Source organism: Paraburkholderia phenazinium, from assembly GCF_900141745.1.
Classification (GTDB): Bacteria; Pseudomonadota; Gammaproteobacteria; order Burkholderiales; family Burkholderiaceae; genus Paraburkholderia; species Paraburkholderia phenazinium_B.
The window spans coordinates 1,845,718-1,859,591 of the sequence record NZ_FSRM01000001.1; the positions used below are offsets into that span (position 1 = coordinate 1,845,718).

The following is a 13,874-nucleotide window of genomic DNA, read 5'->3' on the forward strand; positions in this document are numbered from 1 at the left end:
ATCGCGCCCCGCTGGCTACACCTATACGCAGCAGCAATGTTTAAAACAAAACAGCCCGGCAGAGCCAATCTGCCGGGCTGTTTTGCATTCGCACCTGCGAAGAAGTGTGGCGTCGCTTCGCTCACCCCGGCAATGCATCGCCCAGGAAGTGACGTGCATAGCGTTCATTGATTTCAGACAGGCGCAGCAGCGTCAGAAAATCGGCCGTGTTGAAGTCAGGATCCCAGGCCGGCGCGCCGCAAATTTTTGCGCCAACTCGCAGATAACCTTTGACGAGCGGCGGTGGCGCAACGTTCGCGCCGGTTTGCAACTCTTCGACGGGTAGCGGCGTGTGCGGAAAGGCCCGGTATTCCTGCGACGTCATCGCGTTGTCGCGCAGCGCGCAGTACAGGTTCGCCGCGTAGTGGCCGCCGTCGGCCATCGACACGCTTGCGCAGCCAAGCATCGTTTCGTAGCCGTTGTGCATCATGTACGCTGCGAGACCGCCCCACAACGACATGATCACCGCGCCGCTGCGGTAGTCCGGGTGCACGCATGAACGGCCCACTTCGACCATCTTCGGCCGTAGGTGAGTGAGACGCGAAACATCGAACTCGCTTTCGGCATACAGGCGGCCGATGCGCGCGGCCTGATGCGGTGGCAACGCGCGATAGGTGCCGACCACTTTCAGCGTATCGAGATCGCGCACCAGCAGGTGATCGCAGTAGTGATCGAATGCGTCGACATCAAGGCCTGCAGGGCCCGTCAGACGGGCGCCCATTTCGTCGGCGAAAACCCGGTAACGCAGATGCTGGGCTTCGCGCAGTTCTTCTTCGGTCCGCGCCCAGGCTACTTGCAGCCGGTGTTGCGCGGTAACCGTTTCCTCGGCACGCGGCAGACGGCGACGCGTCTCGAGATTCGAAGCGAATGGCAGGGAGGACGTCGGCAGATCTTGCATGTGGCGTTCCTGGTCGAAAAAGGAGAAATTCGCTTTTTCGCCAATGTAGTAACGCCCGATGACGCTCGCATGGCAATGTTGTGACCGTTAGATGTCGGTCCGTAAGCTAAACGGCGTTTTTGAACCGCAAGCTTTTACGGTCGGTTACAGCAGATCCGGGCTGATGGCGGCGCGCAGCACGACCTGCTCGTCGCCGTCGCGCTCCCGGTTTGCAAGCCACCATACGCCAGCTTTCTTGAGCGGCCAGCTCGATTCGCTGTTGTTCGCAAGCAACTGTGCAGCGACGTGACCGAGCGTGGGCTGATGGCCGACGATCACTACCGTCGATGCGATGCCTGCTGGCCAGCCGGCGGCGGTCAGCACGTCAGCGGCGCTGGCGCCGGGCGCGAGTTCGCGCACCACGCGGTATTGGTCGGTGAGGCTCTCGACCGTCTGGATGGTGCGCGCCGCCGGACTCGAGAGAATCATGGCGTCCTCGTCGAGCCGCGCGCGCAGCCACTTCGCCACGGCTTGCGCCTGCTTGCGGCCGCGCACGGTCAACTGGCGGGCGAGGTCGGTCGGCGCGATCTCTTCGGCCTCGGCATGGCGCCAGAGGATCAGGTTCATGGCTGTCTCCTTTATCGACCGGAGCGGCGCTTTGGCGCGCTTCGGGTCCCATGCAGAGCTCTTGCTCCGGTCCCATGCAAGATGGGTGCGGACTTTCGAGCGACGCAGTGTTGTACCACTGTCGCATGGCTGCGTGCGTGACAGCAAGGTGGTTTGCTAAAGGGCGTGCAGCGGAGGGGATGTTCAGCCAGTTCAGGTGGTGTTGCCACACGCTGTGTGACATGGAGCGGCTTTCTGCGCCTGTTGTGGCGGATCTGGATCTGGGAGGCGTCGCCGCGAATGGACGGCAGCAGCCACAGCATGCGCGCGCCCGAGCGCGGTCGTGTGTGTGAAGGGTCGCTATCGGCTCGAGCTGTAAAGCTGCGGCTGATTGGGCTCGATTCAGGCTACGGTCAGCTTCACCACGCAGCACATCACGAGCACTAGCAGGGCATACGTAACGGCGATATCGAACGGATAGCGCATGGCTTGATCCCGTGGAATTTGGTCAGCAGTCATCTTAGATAGACGATTCAGCGAGCACCGTTATCAAGCCAACAGTTCGCCAAAAGACAAGTCGCGTTTCGCGAGGCGTCGTTTGCACGATGGACAAACCAGTGGGCAGATCAGGACGTCCGCGGATGCGGCACGCATGTTGTGGAGATATTGAGCAACGCGGACGGGTCGTTGGCCGCTTCGGCCCGCCGGTGTTTCGCCTCGAATGCATCGAGCTGGCGAAGCAGACGATCCAATGCGTACAACTGAGAGCGCGTCAGATGGGCGGCATCCAGAAGCTTGTTGAGCCGGGTACGCCAGTAACGCGACGACAGGATCGGTCCGCCTCGGCCCTCGGCCAGGCTGGCCGGCATCACCGACGCAATATGTGCGATCTCCTGATCCAGGAACATCAGTTTCTGCGCGCCCTTGGGTTGAAGCTTGGCATGTGGCGTGTTTTTTAGCATCCGATATCCATCCGCGACGGGCTAATGGACGGTTGCGGCGACTTCCAGTGACGGGCGCCGGACCGGAGTTCCAATGCTATGACGGCGTGACGAAAGACACTGTCAACAATGGTCAGGCGCTATCCCAGTATTGGAATGTTTTTGACAACAGTGTTTTCATCGCATAGGTATTTACCCTAGTCATGGTTAACCATAAAATGTTGTCATACGTCGAACACCGTGGTCGGTGTCGCGACAGATAAGACAATTTCTGGAGGTAGTCGTCATGAAGTCGCTGATCGAAGCTGCTGTTATCGCCGCCCTGATCGCTGCACCGCTTGCAGCATTTGCGCAATCGAGCCAACCGTTGACGCGCGCGGAAGTGCGCGCCCAACTCGTGGAGCTGGAGAAGGCCGGCTATAACCCGCGCGACTGGATGAACTACCCCGAGAACATTCAAGCCGCCGAAGCTCGTGTTGCCGCCGAAAAGGCCGACGCGAGCGGCTATGGCGTCGGCAGCAACGGCTCGTCGCAAGCAGGTCATTAAGGTCGTCAGGCGCGGTAGCGAAATGCTGCCTTGGCGAGCGGTTTGAGCATGTGTTGTATGGCTGTGCGGTCGTTGAGTCGTACGTAGGGTGACCCGAAAGGGCGCCTGTGCGGCGCACAGATTGTTGTGGGTGTTAGCTGTGCAGTGATTGAACGCCGCTGCAGTTGAACGCAGCATCTGACATGAGGCCGCTATGGACGCGACTGTTTTGGCCACCGCTATTGGATTTTTGGTCTTGTTGATTGCGGTGGTTTTCGCCATTGGTCACTACCGGCGCGAGCGTGTGCGCAAGCGCGTGATCGGCGAGATGCAGCGTCGGCGGCTTTACGAGTTCAGTCGACCCAGGCATTGACGCTTGGCGCGGATCATCCGCGCCAAACGCGTTTGTCCTTGTGAGGCGTCCTGCATCACAAGCTTTGCTTCGATGTTAGTGCATCCGACGTATCCCAGGACGTCGCTGCCAGGCTCCAATAATCAAGACAGCGACGGCCGCATTGGACGCCGGGTGCCTGCATCGTTGCTGCCGACGCAATGCCCTACGTCAAACGTAGCCCGGTTGGCGATGCGGCGGCCGGCGATGCCGATGATGTCGCGGCGGTGGCACCTGACGACAACGACGCACCAGATGACCGCGATACCAGACGTGCTTGCAGACGACTCGTGGACGCGCCTCGGCAGTGACAGGTGCGAACGCTGCGACGAACGTCGCGAGCAGGATGAGCAATACGAATTTGCGCACGGATCGATCCTTTAAGCAGAGTCAGGGTATTCGTCAGCGAGCAGAGTCAGGGCATTCGTCAGCGGCGGACAGAAAACATTCTGAACCGTCCATGCCCGATCGAAAAGAAAAAGGGTTACACGCCGAAACGTGTAACCCTTTGATTCCATGGTCGGAGCGATAGGATTCGAACCTACGACCCTCTGATCCCAAATCAGATGCGCTACCAGGCTGCGCTACGCTCCGACGAATCAGAGATTCTATCTGGTCTGACCTATGACCGTCAATCCTGAAATAGAAAAAGCGCAAACGAGAAGCTGAAGGAGCGCGATCAGCGCTTCACCTGACCTACTAGATTCGTCCCATCAGCAGCAGGATGATCACCACGATCAGTACGATACCGAGCAGGCCGGTCGGCCGGTAGCCCCAGCCGCTGCTATACGGCCAGCTTGGCAGGGCGCCAATCAGCAGCAGGATCAGGATGATCAGCAGGATGGTTCCGAGTGTCATGCGATGTCTCCTTGTCAGGCGAGTGCGCGACTGGCGCCAGTTCGTCTGATACGGTGCGTACGTTGCGTAGGGTGGGTCCGGCACGGTTGGGCCGGCTTGACGGGACCGCCGGCATCGCGCTGTCCTTGCGGTGCGAGTCAGCAAGGCCTATGCCCGGCGCTGGGCAACGTTCCCGTTCGCGCGGATCCACCGGGCGCATCCGCGCGTCTCGCACGACGCAGGCACGCCGCTCGATCCACACGGAATCGCCAAACTCATGCGTGCGATAGCGATGCGCCTCCAGCTCATCGGTCACGCCCTGCAGCGTCAGGGTATCGGTGAAGGCGCGCAACAACGCGTAGTGGCTGGTGTCCGGCTCATGCGTACCGGAGACAATCACATCCACCGCATGCAACTGCGTCTGTGGTCCGATTCGTTGCGTGGCGACGCCGTCGCCCGCGTGCACGACGCCGTTGCTGCTCGCCGCGTGTTCAAGCGCCCGCACAACTGTCGTGCCGATAGCGACGACGCGTCCCTTCTGTGCACGCGTCGCAGCGATCAGCGCAGCAGTGGCCGCCGGAATGCGATAGGGTTCGTCGAGCGGCAAGCGCTGATCGAGCGCCGCGTCGCCGGTGGATGACAGGCCCGCTGCGTGCGTCAACGTCGCAAACGGAATGCCGCGCACCTGCAGCGCATCGATGCTGCGCCAGTCGAGCACGAAGCCGGCGGAGGGCGGTTCGAACGCCACTGGCTGTGCGGCGATCGGCGTCCACACATCCCATAACGCCAGCGCCTCGTGCAGATGGGCGTACTGCACCGGCTTGCCTTGTTGTGCCAGCGTCTCCCAGATGTGCGCCGCGTCCGCATGAAACTGCAGCTCCACGAGACGCGGATGATCGAGCATCCGCACGATGGTCGCCTCGAGCTTGCCGAAGCTCAGCCGGTCACCAGGCGCGAGCAGTGGCGGGGCAGCACGTGCTTCGGTCGGCGTGTGAAAATCGCCGCCCCCGAACACCACGGCAGTAAAGCGTTTGACGTCTTGTGGATCGAGCGACGCGCGTCCCGCGAGGCGAATTTCGATCACGGCACCGCTGCGTCGATGGATGCCGTGCAGACTGGCGGGTAGCGTTGCAGCATCGTTCGCGATTACGCAATCGCCCGGGCGCAGCAGTTCCACGAATGCGTGGCGTGGTCGATGCTCGATATGCCCGTGACGGTCGACCACCAGCAGGCGTGCATCGTGAGGACGTTGAACAGGCAGCGTGGCGGCGCGCATCGTCATGCTCGTACTCCTTCAAGGTGGGCCGGATCGCGCAGCGCATGCAATGCCGCTTCGATTGCGTCGGCGAATTCGCGAGCTGCGTCGGCGGGACGCTTCAGGGTCGTGGGGTCGTCGCCGGGCGCAGCGAGGGCATGCAGCGGTGTGTCCATGTCCCCAGGATCGAGCGACAGCACACGCACTTTCTGCGTGGCCAGTTCCTGGTCCCAGATGCGGCTCAGATGACGCAGGCCGGCCTTGCTCGCACCGTATGCGCCCCAGCCCGGATACGGCTCGATTGCCGCATCACTCGAGACGTTCAGCACGACGGCGCCGCCCCGTTCGCGTGCGGCGGCAGTGAGCGAGCCAAGCAGCGCGCGCGTGAGGCGGAACGGCCCGAGCAGATTGGTCGCCAGCGCCGTTTCGAAATCTTCGCACTCCGTATCGGCGAGCAGCGCGAGCGGCACTGGACCGAGCGCGGATGCATTGTTCACCAGCACGTCGACGCCGCCGAGCAGGCCGCTGATCTGCATCGCGAGCGGATAGATGTCATCCTTGTTCGACATATCGCCGACGATACCCGCCACCTTCGGACGTGCCGCAGCCACCTCGGCCACGCGCCGTTGATCGCGAGCCACGAAAGCGACGCGCGCGCCGCGCGTCAGCAGTTCGTCCATCAAAGCGAGGCCGAGCCCCGAGGTCCCGCCGGTCAGAGCGACACGAATGTCTTGCAGATTGTGGGGCGTGTGGATCATGTGAGTTCTCCGGTTCAGGGCGAGACGATCGCTTCACCCGCGCCGTCTCGATGGCCCGATAATAGGAACCCCACGGCGCACGGCCGAGTGCGATGTCCAATTCCTTGTCAGAAAGTCGATACGATGGACGAGACTGCTTTTGAACCCGCTCCCGAGAGCGGGCCCGACAGGTCGAACGCGGCCCAGCATCTGGCGCGCAACCTCGTAGCGTTGCGTCACGCGCGTGCGTTGACCCAGGAAGGGTTGGCGAAGTCGTCGGGAGTGCCGCGTTCGACGGTGGCCAATCTGGAATCGGGCGAAGGCAATCCATCGCTGGCGGTGCTGATGAAGGTGGCCAGTGCGCTTGGCGCGCCGCTCGATGAATTGCTCGCCTCGCCACGTGCCAAGGTCCGCAAATGGTCAGTCGACGATATCTCCGCGCAAAATCGCGGCAACGGTTTGACGATCCGCCCACTGGTCCCGGAGCCTGTGCCGGATGGCATTCTGGAGACGATGGCGTTTGCGCCGGGCGCCTACATGCGTGGCACGCCGCATCTGCCCGGCACGCGCGAGTACTTCACCTGCATGGAAGGGCGGGTCGCGATTTTTGTGGCGGGTGAACGGCACGGACTCGAAACGGGCGATGTGCTCGCGTTTCCTGGCCATGTGCCGCATTCGTATCGCAATGAGGATCCGCAGCGCGACGCGTTAGGGGTATCGATTGTGGTGCTGGCCAAGGCTGGGGTATAGCGCTGCGGCGTCGCGGACAGCGCAATAACCTTCCGTGCCGCGGGGCTTCGTTACCGCGCGGCAAATCGGATCATGCCGACCGAGCGTAGCGCATCTCGCGGCTGTAAAACTGAATGGCCGCGAGGGCGGTAGAGGTCAGCGCGGTGTCGGCGCCGGGTCAGTGCCTGCGGCGCGTCCAGTTGAGCACGTGATGCTCGGACAGCCAGTGATGCATCATGCCTTCACCGTTGTGCTCACGCCGGTAGGTCCGCGATTCGAAAACCGACAAACCTATCAGGACCAGCAGGCCCACCGCGAGCCCGACAAAACCCGCGATCGATTCAGCGTCCATGGCAGCCTCCTTCGTCGATTGCAGCCATGTGTACATAGTAGGTCAGACGGCAAAAAACGGCATATGTCATACGCATAGGCACACGGCGTCGTGATGGCCGATGGCGGCCACTGCCGCAAAAAGACTTTGCAGGTAGACTCTCGGCGCGCTTGCGCTGTTATGTTTCCTTTAGAGAGTCTATGAATCGCGCCCTTTTGATTGTATTTGCTGCAGTAGTCCTGGCGGGCTGCTCGAATGATCCCGCGTCCGGCCACCATGGCTCGCCGCCGAAAGACCCGGCTGATTATCACGGCGTGCCGACCGACGACCGGCCGCCTTCCATGCTGGACACGCCGGATACGGCGCGACCCGCGCAGCCGCCGCAATAAAGGCGAAGCACCGGCGCGGGCACGCCGGCGCTTCTGACCCGCGCAGACTGTTCGCGCGGAGAGCGCGGGCTGCGTACCATTCTAGGGTGCCGGGTGCGCCTGATATGTATGCGCTTGTTTCAAGCGGTAACTGGAATGCGCGAGCGGCTGGCAGAGAATCCGCTACCACTCCGTAGATATCCCCAGACTTGATTCAACCGCGTTCCTGCACGCAAACCCACGGCGAGACCACCACGGCCCAAAGGTCTGGATCGCGCGCGGCGAAATCGGCAGCGGTTTCGCCCGGCATGCGCTCGACGAGGCCCGCTGACAACCACTGCGTTACCTGGGCCGTATCGTCGCTGGCAATCGCCTCGGCGACGCTGACCAGATCGAGGTCCCGCGCGACGTGCAGCAGGATGCCGCGCGCAAAGAAGCGCTCGAGCTCAGGCCAGCCGATTTTCGCGGTTTCCGCGAGCAGCGAGAGGTAAAGCGGACTGTGGGCGGCGTCGTTCGATGTCATCGGATCAGGCGGTGTTAAAAGCGGTGGTTGACAGGCGGCCGCTACTATAAACCATCAGCGAGCGCCCTCCACAGCGAAGGCGCGTTCGGGTACGCTTGCCGTTTTCGGCGAATCGGCGTTGGGCCTTTTCGCTCTAACTTAAGTGGCTCACAAGGTTTTTGGGTCCAGCACGCGCCGGTCGAACGGAACAACTTTTTCATGTCGCTCAATTCTACGACGCCTGCCGCGGGCGTTCACATCGTCGCCGATGCCACGCTCGCACGTGAAGACGTGCAGCGATTGCTCGCCGCCACTCATGGTCCGATTCGGTTCGAAGACTGCGACTTCGAGGGCGCGGATCTGTCGCGGCTCGATTTGCGTAGCGCCGAATTTCATCGCTGCACCATCGTCGAGGCTTCGTTTTTCGGCGCCGCACTGACGCAAAGCCGCTGGTTGCGTTGCCGTGGGCGGCAGGCGGATTTCGCCTCGGCGGACCTCGTCGACGCCGTGTTTCAGTCGAGCGATCTCAACAATACGAGCTGGCGCCGCGCCAAGCTCGCGTCAGTCAACTACACCGGATGCAAACTCACAGGCGCGAACTTCGAGGCCTGCACCGCGCTAGGCCTGACGTTCGTCGAGACGCTGCTGGTCGGCGCGCATCTGCGTGGCCTGTCATTTCGCAAAGCCACGCTGCAAGAACTCGATTTCTCCGATGCCGACCTCGCTGGCGCCGACTTCCGGGAGGCGCGGTTCGAAGGCGGCAGCCTCAGGGACGCGAACCTCAAAGGTGCTCGTTTCGATGGCGCAGACCTGCGCCTCGCCGATCTGAGCGGCGTACGTCTCGTGGACGCGGGACTGTTTCGCGGCGCGACGATTTCCCACCAGCAGGCCGCTGTGCTGGTGACTGAACTGGGGCTGCGCGTCTTGTGATGCGCCGGGTTAGCGGATGACGGCTAGCGAGTGCTTTATCTCGTCGGATTTAACCGATAAAAAATGGCTAAAATGCTCCGCGAGATGCGAATTAATCCAGAATAACTGAAAAGTCGCATTATGCGAATGGCCGCGACCCGCGATTAAATACAACTGGAACGTGCGCCTTCGCACCAAAGACGACCGAAGGCGGGCAAGGGAAATCGGCGCTAGTAATCACCGGAAAAATGCTTTCAGGATTTGACAGTTAAATCGGAACGTGGCTCAATCGTGCAGTGCGGCGTTGCTCCAGAACGCAATGCCAGTAAGGACTTCATGTTGTACGGGCAGGTTTGGTAGTGATCCTCATAAGCCCGTCATTCCGTTTCATTTGAATCGCGTTATTCGAACTATCTCATTAATTTTCGTTCACGGAATGCGTATTCCGTGCGGCGAAGCACATTTTTTGCGAAATTAATCGATTGCATGCCCCTGCCGCCGTTGATAGATTCGGTTTTGGCGCATGGTGAACCGGTCCTTTACCGATATGCGCCGAACCCCCGTTAGCCCGGCCTCGAGCCGGGCTTTTTTTCGTCAGGGGATCAGATGAATTGCATTCGATGATATTTATAGCGGTTCAATTCACGCCAAATGAGAACTCTCGGTTAACGGATATGAGCGTGCTCACACCGCTTTAAGCCGGTCTTAAAGTCATGACCGGAGCACGAATTGTCGCGGAGCGGGGGCGGCGCCGTGTCGTGCAGCGCCGCTTGCGGGTCTCATTCGCGCTTACTGCTTGCAGCGAACCACCATGGAGCGGTTCTTGACGTTTGCACCGAGGATGCCGCCGATCGAGCCACCCGAGGTGGCACCGTTGTCGACATCCTTCGAGATCACGTCGTAGCCATATGAACCGCATACTTCGCCTGCGCGTTTGTAACATTCGGCCCAGCTCTCGCTCGCGTCGCTGCCGCTGCAGTTGATGGCAAAGCCTGTGTCTCCGCTCGGGAGGTAGGTCATTTTGGTGGAGCTGGCGCAGCCGCCAAGGCTCGCGAGCGTCAGCGCAGCAACGCTTGCAGCCACGGCGGCGAGGGCCGTTGCGGATGGGGTCCATCCAGATTTCATCGGAGGCTCCTCATGGAGTGTGGTGACCGATGCGGTGGCTTGCCGCCGCATCGTCGGGTGTCGGAGGGGACATCGCACGGTACCGGAGTGCCGTGCGGACCGCCTATAGACGCAATTAACGTGCCGGAAGCGCACGCGAGGGGTCGATCGAGCGGCCCTGATAGCGCAACTCGAAATGAAGCATGGCGCGATCCGTGTCGCTGTCGCCCATTTCTGCGATTTTCTCGCCCTGGGTCACACTCTGACCTTCCTTCACGAGCAGCACGCGGTTGTGCGCGTAGGCGGTCAGATAATCTGCATTGTGCTTGAGTATCAGCAGGTTGCCGTAGCCGCGCAGGCCATTGCCGGCGTACACCACGGTCCCGGCGGCCGCCGCGACGACTGGCGTGCCTGCGCTGCCGGCGATATCGATGCCCTTCGAGTTCGAGCCGTCGAAGCGACGTACCACCGTGCCGTTGGTCGGCCACACGAGCGAGATCGATGAGGCCGGCGCGGGGGCGGGCGACACGTCGCTGGGCGCGCTGCGCGGTGCTGCTGGTGCCGCTGCACTGCCACGACCGCTGTACGAGCCGCTGCTTGCCGTCGCGGAGGTGATCGGCGCCGAATTGCCGGGCGGCACCACGCGTAGCACCTGACCGACCTCGATGCTGTCCGGATTCGACAGATTGTTCCAGCGCGCGATGCTCTGGACCGATACCCGGTTACTGCGGGCGATCTTCAGCAAAGTATCGCCGCGTTCGACACGATAGAACCCCGGACCGACTGGCGCAGACCCGCACGCGACGAGCACTGCAAGTAACGACACGCAAGCGAGCCGTTTAATTTTTCTTGTTCCCAACATTGGACCTCGCAAAGCGCTGCCGCGCGCCGATCCCTATTGCGCGACAGATGGGCAAAAAAACGACCGATTCTAACGGTTTTGCACCGCAGCACGCGAATTGGGATGGCGCTGCATGAGCGGCACGGCGTGGCGCGGCGTCCAGGCACCGCCCGGCGGCCTGCATTGCTCGCTAGCCGCCGGCAGATGTATGGCGATTCAGCGCAGGGCGCCAACCGTGATGCGCAACGCGGCCGTTTCCGTCTGGCCCGGTTCGAGCCAGCGCAGGCCCAGGCCGTTGTGGATCGCGTCGGGCAGGCCGAGCCACGGCTCGATGCAATAGAAGTCCGACTCCGCGGCTTCCGTCCAGGTCGTGACGGCATACCAGGGCACGGAGCCGGGTCGTTGCAGGTCGATCGTGATCGTGCGGTTCAGGCCTGGCGCGACAACTCTCACGGGTCGCTGAGGCAGGCCATCGAGGCAATGGAAGCGGTCGAGGATAAGCGTCTCGTCGAGCGTGTAGCTCGGTTCGCCCGGTTCAGGCGCGCTGATCGAGCCGTCTGGCTGCTGATAGCAACGCCGGGTATGCGGCAGCTCGAGCACCGTCTCGCTGCGTTGCGTGTGCGGCAGCGAGAAGTAGAAGTGATGGCCGGCGTAGTAGGGCAGCGGTGTAGCGCCGGTATTGACGGTGGTGAGTTCGACGTCGAGTGTGTGGTCGTCCGCGAGCCGGTAGGCGGCCTCGAAGCGGAAGCCGAACGGATAGCCGGCGCGGGTGGCGTCGCTGTCGGCCAGCGTCATGCGCACCGTCGTGCTGTGCGTCGCCGAGGCCGGTTCGACGCTTACGGTGAACGGCAGATCGCGCGCGAAGCCGTGCATCGGCAGATCGCGCACCGTCCCTTCGGCGTCGCGCCAGCGGCCAATCTGGCCGTCGACGCGATGGCGTCCGAGAAACGGAAACAGCAAAGGATTGCCGCCGCGGATTTTCGCAGGCTGGCTCCAGTCGGCCACGTCGGGCCAATGGATCACCTGCTGGCCGTCAATGTGCCACGACAGCAGCCGTCCGCCGGCTTGCGGGGCGATACGAAGCAGCGAGGCGCCATCGGCGATCTCTAGGATGTCCTGATGCTGGAATTGGGCCATGGTGAACGGTTCTGGTTAGGAGCGGTTAATACGAATGACTGCAAGGTTGGCTGCGATGATCACCTGCGCCGATCGACTGGCTCGAACTGCGGCACGCGGTCCGGAGCCGATTTTGCGCCCGTTTGGCCTACGGGGAAACCCTTCCCGGGCAATTACGGGTTCGCACGACCGGTAAGCTTGACGATAATCCGTCCCACTGCCCGGTCATTTAACCTTTCGGGCCGCACGACTTCCGGAGGCCTCATGGATCTCGCAATGGCAATGGGCGTGGCCCTGTTCGGCATGTTTGCCGCCAGCACAGTCTACTTCTTCTACAAGCTCGATCGCTGAACGTTCGCGTCCCGCTTGCTGCCGCGCCGCCCGCTGCGACGCGGATCAATCCCGTTGGTCATCTTGCCCAGGTTCGCAGCACATGCGCGCCAGATGGCTTGCAGAGGCGTAACAACCGTTTCGAGTTGTGACGCAATGCATCAAAATTTCCCCTAACGTCGCTCAAACGCTTGGCGCTGACATAGCGGCCAGGCATAATCGGTGCGCTTCCAGGCGTCGGTTCCACCAGGCCGGCGTGCTGCTCCTTGATTCTTCACTCACTAAAAGGACCGCCGCGTGAGCTTGTCGTTTCTGATTTTTCTGAGCGTGCTGCAGGGCGTCACAGAACTCTTCCCCGTCAGCAGCCTCGGTCACACCCTGCTCGTGCCCGCGCTGTTCGGCATGCATATTGACGAGCATGCGCCGCAGTTGCTGCCGTTCCTCGTTGCGCTGCACCTTGGCACTGCGCTCGCGTTGCTGTGGTACTTCCGCAAGCGCTGGGTCGCGCTGGTCAGCGGCTTTTTCGCGTCGCTCGGCGGCCGCCGCAACGATGACGGCCACATGATGTGGGCGCTGATCATCGGCACGATTCCGGCGGGCATCGTCGGGCTGGTGCTGGAAAAGCGCCTCGAGCTGCTGTTCCACGACTTGCGCATCGTGGCGATCGCGCTGATCGTCAACGGCGGGCTGTTGTGGTTCGGCGACCGTCTGCAACGTGCTCGCGCGCATCAGGCGCCGGAGAAGCTGACATTCCGCCAGGCGTTCTTCGTTGGGCTGGCGCAGATCGGCGCGCTGATCCCGGGGTTTTCGCGCAGCGGTCTGACGATGATTGCCGGCAACGCCGCTGGTCTGACGGCGGAGAAGGCGGCGGAATTTTCGTTCCTGCTTGGCACGCCGATCATTTTTGCCGCCGGCGTGCTCGAACTGCCAAAGTTGTTTCGTGCGCCTGGCCAGCTTGGCGATGCGCTGCTCGGTGGCGTGCTGACCGCGATTGCCGCGTATCTGAGCGTGCGCTTCCTGATGCGTTATTTCGAAGGACGCGGGCGTTTGGCGAGCTTCGGCGTGTACTGCGTGATTGCGGGCATCGTCTGTCTGGGCTGGTTCATGCTGCATACGCAGCCGGTTTGAGTGCGCAGTCGATCTGGCGACTATGCTGGGACTGAACGGATGCTTGCCGCAGCAGCAGCGGTGGGTTGCGCGGCAGCATCGGTTATAATCCGCCCCCTGCGTGCCGGTGGTGCTCGCCGCGCGGTTAAAATTTCAGTTTTGCCTCCCCATAGTTCAACGGATAGAACACGGGTCTTCTAAACCTGAAATCGAGGTTCGATTCCTCGTGGGGGGGCCACCCAGGCAACAAGCGTCGCCAAAGCAGCGCGCTTCACACGCCTCTCAAAGCCCTTTGCCTTACCGCCCCTTCCCCAGGCTCAAGCTCGCG

The 13,874-nt window shown here is 62.0% G+C and carries 19 protein-coding genes and 2 tRNA genes; 8 read left to right on the forward strand and 13 right to left on the reverse strand.

Features of this window, described 5'->3' with window-relative positions; translation table 11 throughout:
* Positions 1-121: 121 nt before the first annotated feature.
* From BUS06_RS08620 to BUS06_RS08630, 3 genes are all read right to left on the reverse strand, one after another.
* Positions 122-937, reverse strand: a complete 816-nt coding sequence (locus tag BUS06_RS08620) for a GNAT family N-acetyltransferase (protein WP_074263893.1) — start codon at positions 935-937, stop codon at positions 122-124.
* A 144-nt stretch (positions 938-1,081) separates the two neighbouring features.
* Positions 1,082-1,543: a phosphohistidine phosphatase SixA gene (gene sixA / locus BUS06_RS08625; protein ID WP_074263894.1), complete on the reverse strand. Its 462-nt coding sequence runs from the start codon at positions 1,541-1,543 to the stop codon at positions 1,082-1,084.
* Positions 1,544-2,148: 605 nt separating this feature from the next.
* Positions 2,149-2,484: a hypothetical protein gene (locus BUS06_RS08630; RefSeq protein ID WP_074263895.1), complete on the reverse strand. Its 336-nt coding sequence runs from the start codon at positions 2,482-2,484 to the stop codon at positions 2,149-2,151.
* Positions 2,485-2,749: 265 nt separating this feature from the next.
* Between BUS06_RS08630 and BUS06_RS08635 the strand changes: the two genes are divergently transcribed.
* Both BUS06_RS08635 and BUS06_RS37785 read left to right on the forward strand, forming a co-directional pair.
* Entirely contained in the window at positions 2,750-3,010 is a 261-nt protein-coding gene (locus BUS06_RS08635; RefSeq protein ID WP_074263896.1) for a DUF4148 domain-containing protein, read from the forward strand.
* A gap of 193 nt (positions 3,011-3,203) precedes the next feature.
* Positions 3,204-3,362 carry a hypothetical protein gene (locus BUS06_RS37785; protein ID WP_167379376.1) on the forward strand — a complete coding sequence of 53 codons (159 nt, stop codon included), beginning with the start codon at positions 3,204-3,206 and terminating at the stop codon, positions 3,360-3,362.
* Between the two features lie 189 nt (positions 3,363-3,551).
* Here BUS06_RS37785 and BUS06_RS37360 read toward each other — a convergent pair whose 3' ends face one another.
* The 5 genes from BUS06_RS37360 to BUS06_RS08660 form a co-directional block, all read right to left on the reverse strand.
* On the reverse strand, positions 3,552-3,749 hold the full coding sequence (locus BUS06_RS37360; protein ID WP_143787481.1) for a hypothetical protein: 198 nt from the start codon (positions 3,747-3,749) through the stop codon (positions 3,552-3,554).
* A gap of 148 nt (positions 3,750-3,897) precedes the next feature.
* Positions 3,898-3,974 (reverse strand) — tRNA-Pro (locus tag BUS06_RS08645).
* A 105-nt stretch (positions 3,975-4,079) separates the two neighbouring features.
* Positions 4,080-4,238: a DUF3309 family protein gene (locus BUS06_RS08650; RefSeq protein ID WP_074263898.1), complete on the reverse strand. Its 159-nt coding sequence runs from the start codon at positions 4,236-4,238 to the stop codon at positions 4,080-4,082.
* A complete protein-coding gene (locus tag BUS06_RS08655; RefSeq protein WP_074263899.1) occupies positions 4,165-5,499 on the reverse strand; it encodes an S-adenosylmethionine:tRNA ribosyltransferase-isomerase in 1,335 nt (444 codons plus the stop codon). Before BUS06_RS08655 ends, BUS06_RS08650 begins: the two co-directional genes overlap by 74 nt.
* Positions 5,496-6,230: an SDR family oxidoreductase gene (locus BUS06_RS08660; protein WP_074263900.1), complete on the reverse strand. Its 735-nt coding sequence runs from the start codon at positions 6,228-6,230 to the stop codon at positions 5,496-5,498. Before BUS06_RS08660 ends, BUS06_RS08655 begins: the two co-directional genes overlap by 4 nt.
* A gap of 123 nt (positions 6,231-6,353) precedes the next feature.
* Between BUS06_RS08660 and BUS06_RS08665 the strand changes: the two genes are divergently transcribed.
* Entirely contained in the window at positions 6,354-6,959 is a 606-nt protein-coding gene (locus BUS06_RS08665; RefSeq protein WP_074263901.1) for a helix-turn-helix domain-containing protein, read from the forward strand.
* Positions 6,960-7,116: 157 nt separating this feature from the next.
* Here BUS06_RS08665 and BUS06_RS37790 read toward each other — a convergent pair whose 3' ends face one another.
* Entirely contained in the window at positions 7,117-7,290 is a 174-nt protein-coding gene (locus BUS06_RS37790; RefSeq protein ID WP_167379377.1) for a hypothetical protein, read from the reverse strand.
* A 179-nt stretch (positions 7,291-7,469) separates the two neighbouring features.
* On the opposite strand from BUS06_RS37790, the gene BUS06_RS08670 reads away from it, so the two are divergent.
* Complete coding sequence (locus BUS06_RS08670; protein WP_074263902.1) at positions 7,470-7,658, forward strand: hypothetical protein; 189 nt, start codon at positions 7,470-7,472, stop codon at positions 7,656-7,658.
* A gap of 193 nt (positions 7,659-7,851) precedes the next feature.
* Here the strand turns inward: BUS06_RS08670 and BUS06_RS08675 are convergent, their stop codons facing one another.
* On the reverse strand, positions 7,852-8,160 hold the full coding sequence (locus BUS06_RS08675; RefSeq protein ID WP_074263903.1) for a DUF2288 domain-containing protein: 309 nt from the start codon (positions 8,158-8,160) through the stop codon (positions 7,852-7,854).
* A gap of 198 nt (positions 8,161-8,358) precedes the next feature.
* Here BUS06_RS08675 and BUS06_RS08680 point away from each other — a divergent pair, with 198 nt between their 5' ends.
* Positions 8,359-9,069 (forward strand): pentapeptide repeat-containing protein, encoded by a 711-nt coding sequence (locus BUS06_RS08680; protein ID WP_074263904.1) that lies wholly within the window; start codon positions 8,359-8,361, stop codon positions 9,067-9,069.
* A gap of 768 nt (positions 9,070-9,837) precedes the next feature.
* Here BUS06_RS08680 and BUS06_RS08685 read toward each other — a convergent pair.
* The 3 genes from BUS06_RS08685 to BUS06_RS08695 form a co-directional block, all read right to left on the reverse strand.
* A complete protein-coding gene (locus tag BUS06_RS08685) occupies positions 9,838-10,173 on the reverse strand; it encodes a hypothetical protein (protein WP_074263905.1) in 336 nt (111 codons plus the stop codon).
* A 115-nt stretch (positions 10,174-10,288) separates the two neighbouring features.
* Entirely contained in the window at positions 10,289-11,014 is a 726-nt protein-coding gene (locus tag BUS06_RS08690) for a peptidoglycan DD-metalloendopeptidase family protein (protein ID WP_074263906.1), read from the reverse strand.
* A gap of 195 nt (positions 11,015-11,209) precedes the next feature.
* Positions 11,210-12,130: an aldose epimerase family protein gene (locus BUS06_RS08695; RefSeq protein WP_074263907.1), complete on the reverse strand. Its 921-nt coding sequence runs from the start codon at positions 12,128-12,130 to the stop codon at positions 11,210-11,212.
* 177 nt (positions 12,131-12,307) lie between these two features.
* Here BUS06_RS08695 and BUS06_RS37795 point away from each other — a divergent pair, with 177 nt between their 5' ends.
* From BUS06_RS37795 to BUS06_RS08705, 3 genes are all read left to right on the forward strand, one after another.
* The gene (locus BUS06_RS37795) at positions 12,308-12,460 is read left to right on the forward strand and encodes a hypothetical protein (protein ID WP_167379357.1); all 153 of its coding nucleotides are present in this window, start codon (positions 12,308-12,310) and stop codon (positions 12,458-12,460) included.
* A gap of 276 nt (positions 12,461-12,736) precedes the next feature.
* Positions 12,737-13,567, forward strand: a complete 831-nt coding sequence (locus BUS06_RS08700; protein WP_074263908.1) for an undecaprenyl-diphosphate phosphatase — start codon at positions 12,737-12,739, stop codon at positions 13,565-13,567.
* Positions 13,568-13,709: 142 nt separating this feature from the next.
* Positions 13,710-13,784 (forward strand) — tRNA-Arg (locus tag BUS06_RS08705).
* The last annotated feature ends 90 nt before the right edge of the window (positions 13,785-13,874 follow it).

Excerpts from the sequence above, each read along its gene's own strand:
- BUS06_RS08620 (WP_074263893.1), bottom strand. The coding sequence starts at position 937 with ATGCAAGATCTGCCGACGTCCTCCCTGCCATTCGCTTCGAATCTCGAG.
- sixA (WP_074263894.1), bottom strand. The coding sequence starts at position 1,543 with ATGAACCTGATCCTCTGGCGCCATGCCGAGGCCGAAGAGATCGCGCCG.
- BUS06_RS08630 (WP_074263895.1), bottom strand. The coding sequence starts at position 2,484 with ATGCTAAAAAACACGCCACATGCCAAGCTTCAACCCAAGGGCGCGCAG.
- BUS06_RS08635 (WP_074263896.1), top strand. The coding sequence starts at position 2,750 with ATGAAGTCGCTGATCGAAGCTGCTGTTATCGCCGCCCTGATCGCTGCA.
- BUS06_RS37785 (WP_167379376.1), top strand. The coding sequence starts at position 3,204 with ATGGACGCGACTGTTTTGGCCACCGCTATTGGATTTTTGGTCTTGTTG.
- BUS06_RS08650 (WP_074263898.1), bottom strand. The coding sequence starts at position 4,238 with ATGACACTCGGAACCATCCTGCTGATCATCCTGATCCTGCTGCTGATT.
- BUS06_RS08655 (WP_074263899.1), bottom strand. The coding sequence starts at position 5,499 with ATGACGATGCGCGCCGCCACGCTGCCTGTTCAACGTCCTCACGATGCA.
- BUS06_RS08660 (WP_074263900.1), bottom strand. The coding sequence starts at position 6,230 with ATGATCCACACGCCCCACAATCTGCAAGACATTCGTGTCGCTCTGACC.
- BUS06_RS08665 (WP_074263901.1), top strand. The coding sequence starts at position 6,354 with ATGGACGAGACTGCTTTTGAACCCGCTCCCGAGAGCGGGCCCGACAGG.
- BUS06_RS37790 (WP_167379377.1), bottom strand. The coding sequence starts at position 7,290 with ATGGACGCTGAATCGATCGCGGGTTTTGTCGGGCTCGCGGTGGGCCTG.
- BUS06_RS08670 (WP_074263902.1), top strand. The coding sequence starts at position 7,470 with ATGAATCGCGCCCTTTTGATTGTATTTGCTGCAGTAGTCCTGGCGGGC.
- BUS06_RS08675 (WP_074263903.1), bottom strand. The coding sequence starts at position 8,160 with ATGACATCGAACGACGCCGCCCACAGTCCGCTTTACCTCTCGCTGCTC.
- BUS06_RS08680 (WP_074263904.1), top strand. The coding sequence starts at position 8,359 with ATGTCGCTCAATTCTACGACGCCTGCCGCGGGCGTTCACATCGTCGCC.
- BUS06_RS08685 (WP_074263905.1), bottom strand. The coding sequence starts at position 10,173 with ATGAAATCTGGATGGACCCCATCCGCAACGGCCCTCGCCGCCGTGGCT.
- BUS06_RS08690 (WP_074263906.1), bottom strand. The coding sequence starts at position 11,014 with ATGTTGGGAACAAGAAAAATTAAACGGCTCGCTTGCGTGTCGTTACTT.
- BUS06_RS08695 (WP_074263907.1), bottom strand. The coding sequence starts at position 12,130 with ATGGCCCAATTCCAGCATCAGGACATCCTAGAGATCGCCGATGGCGCC.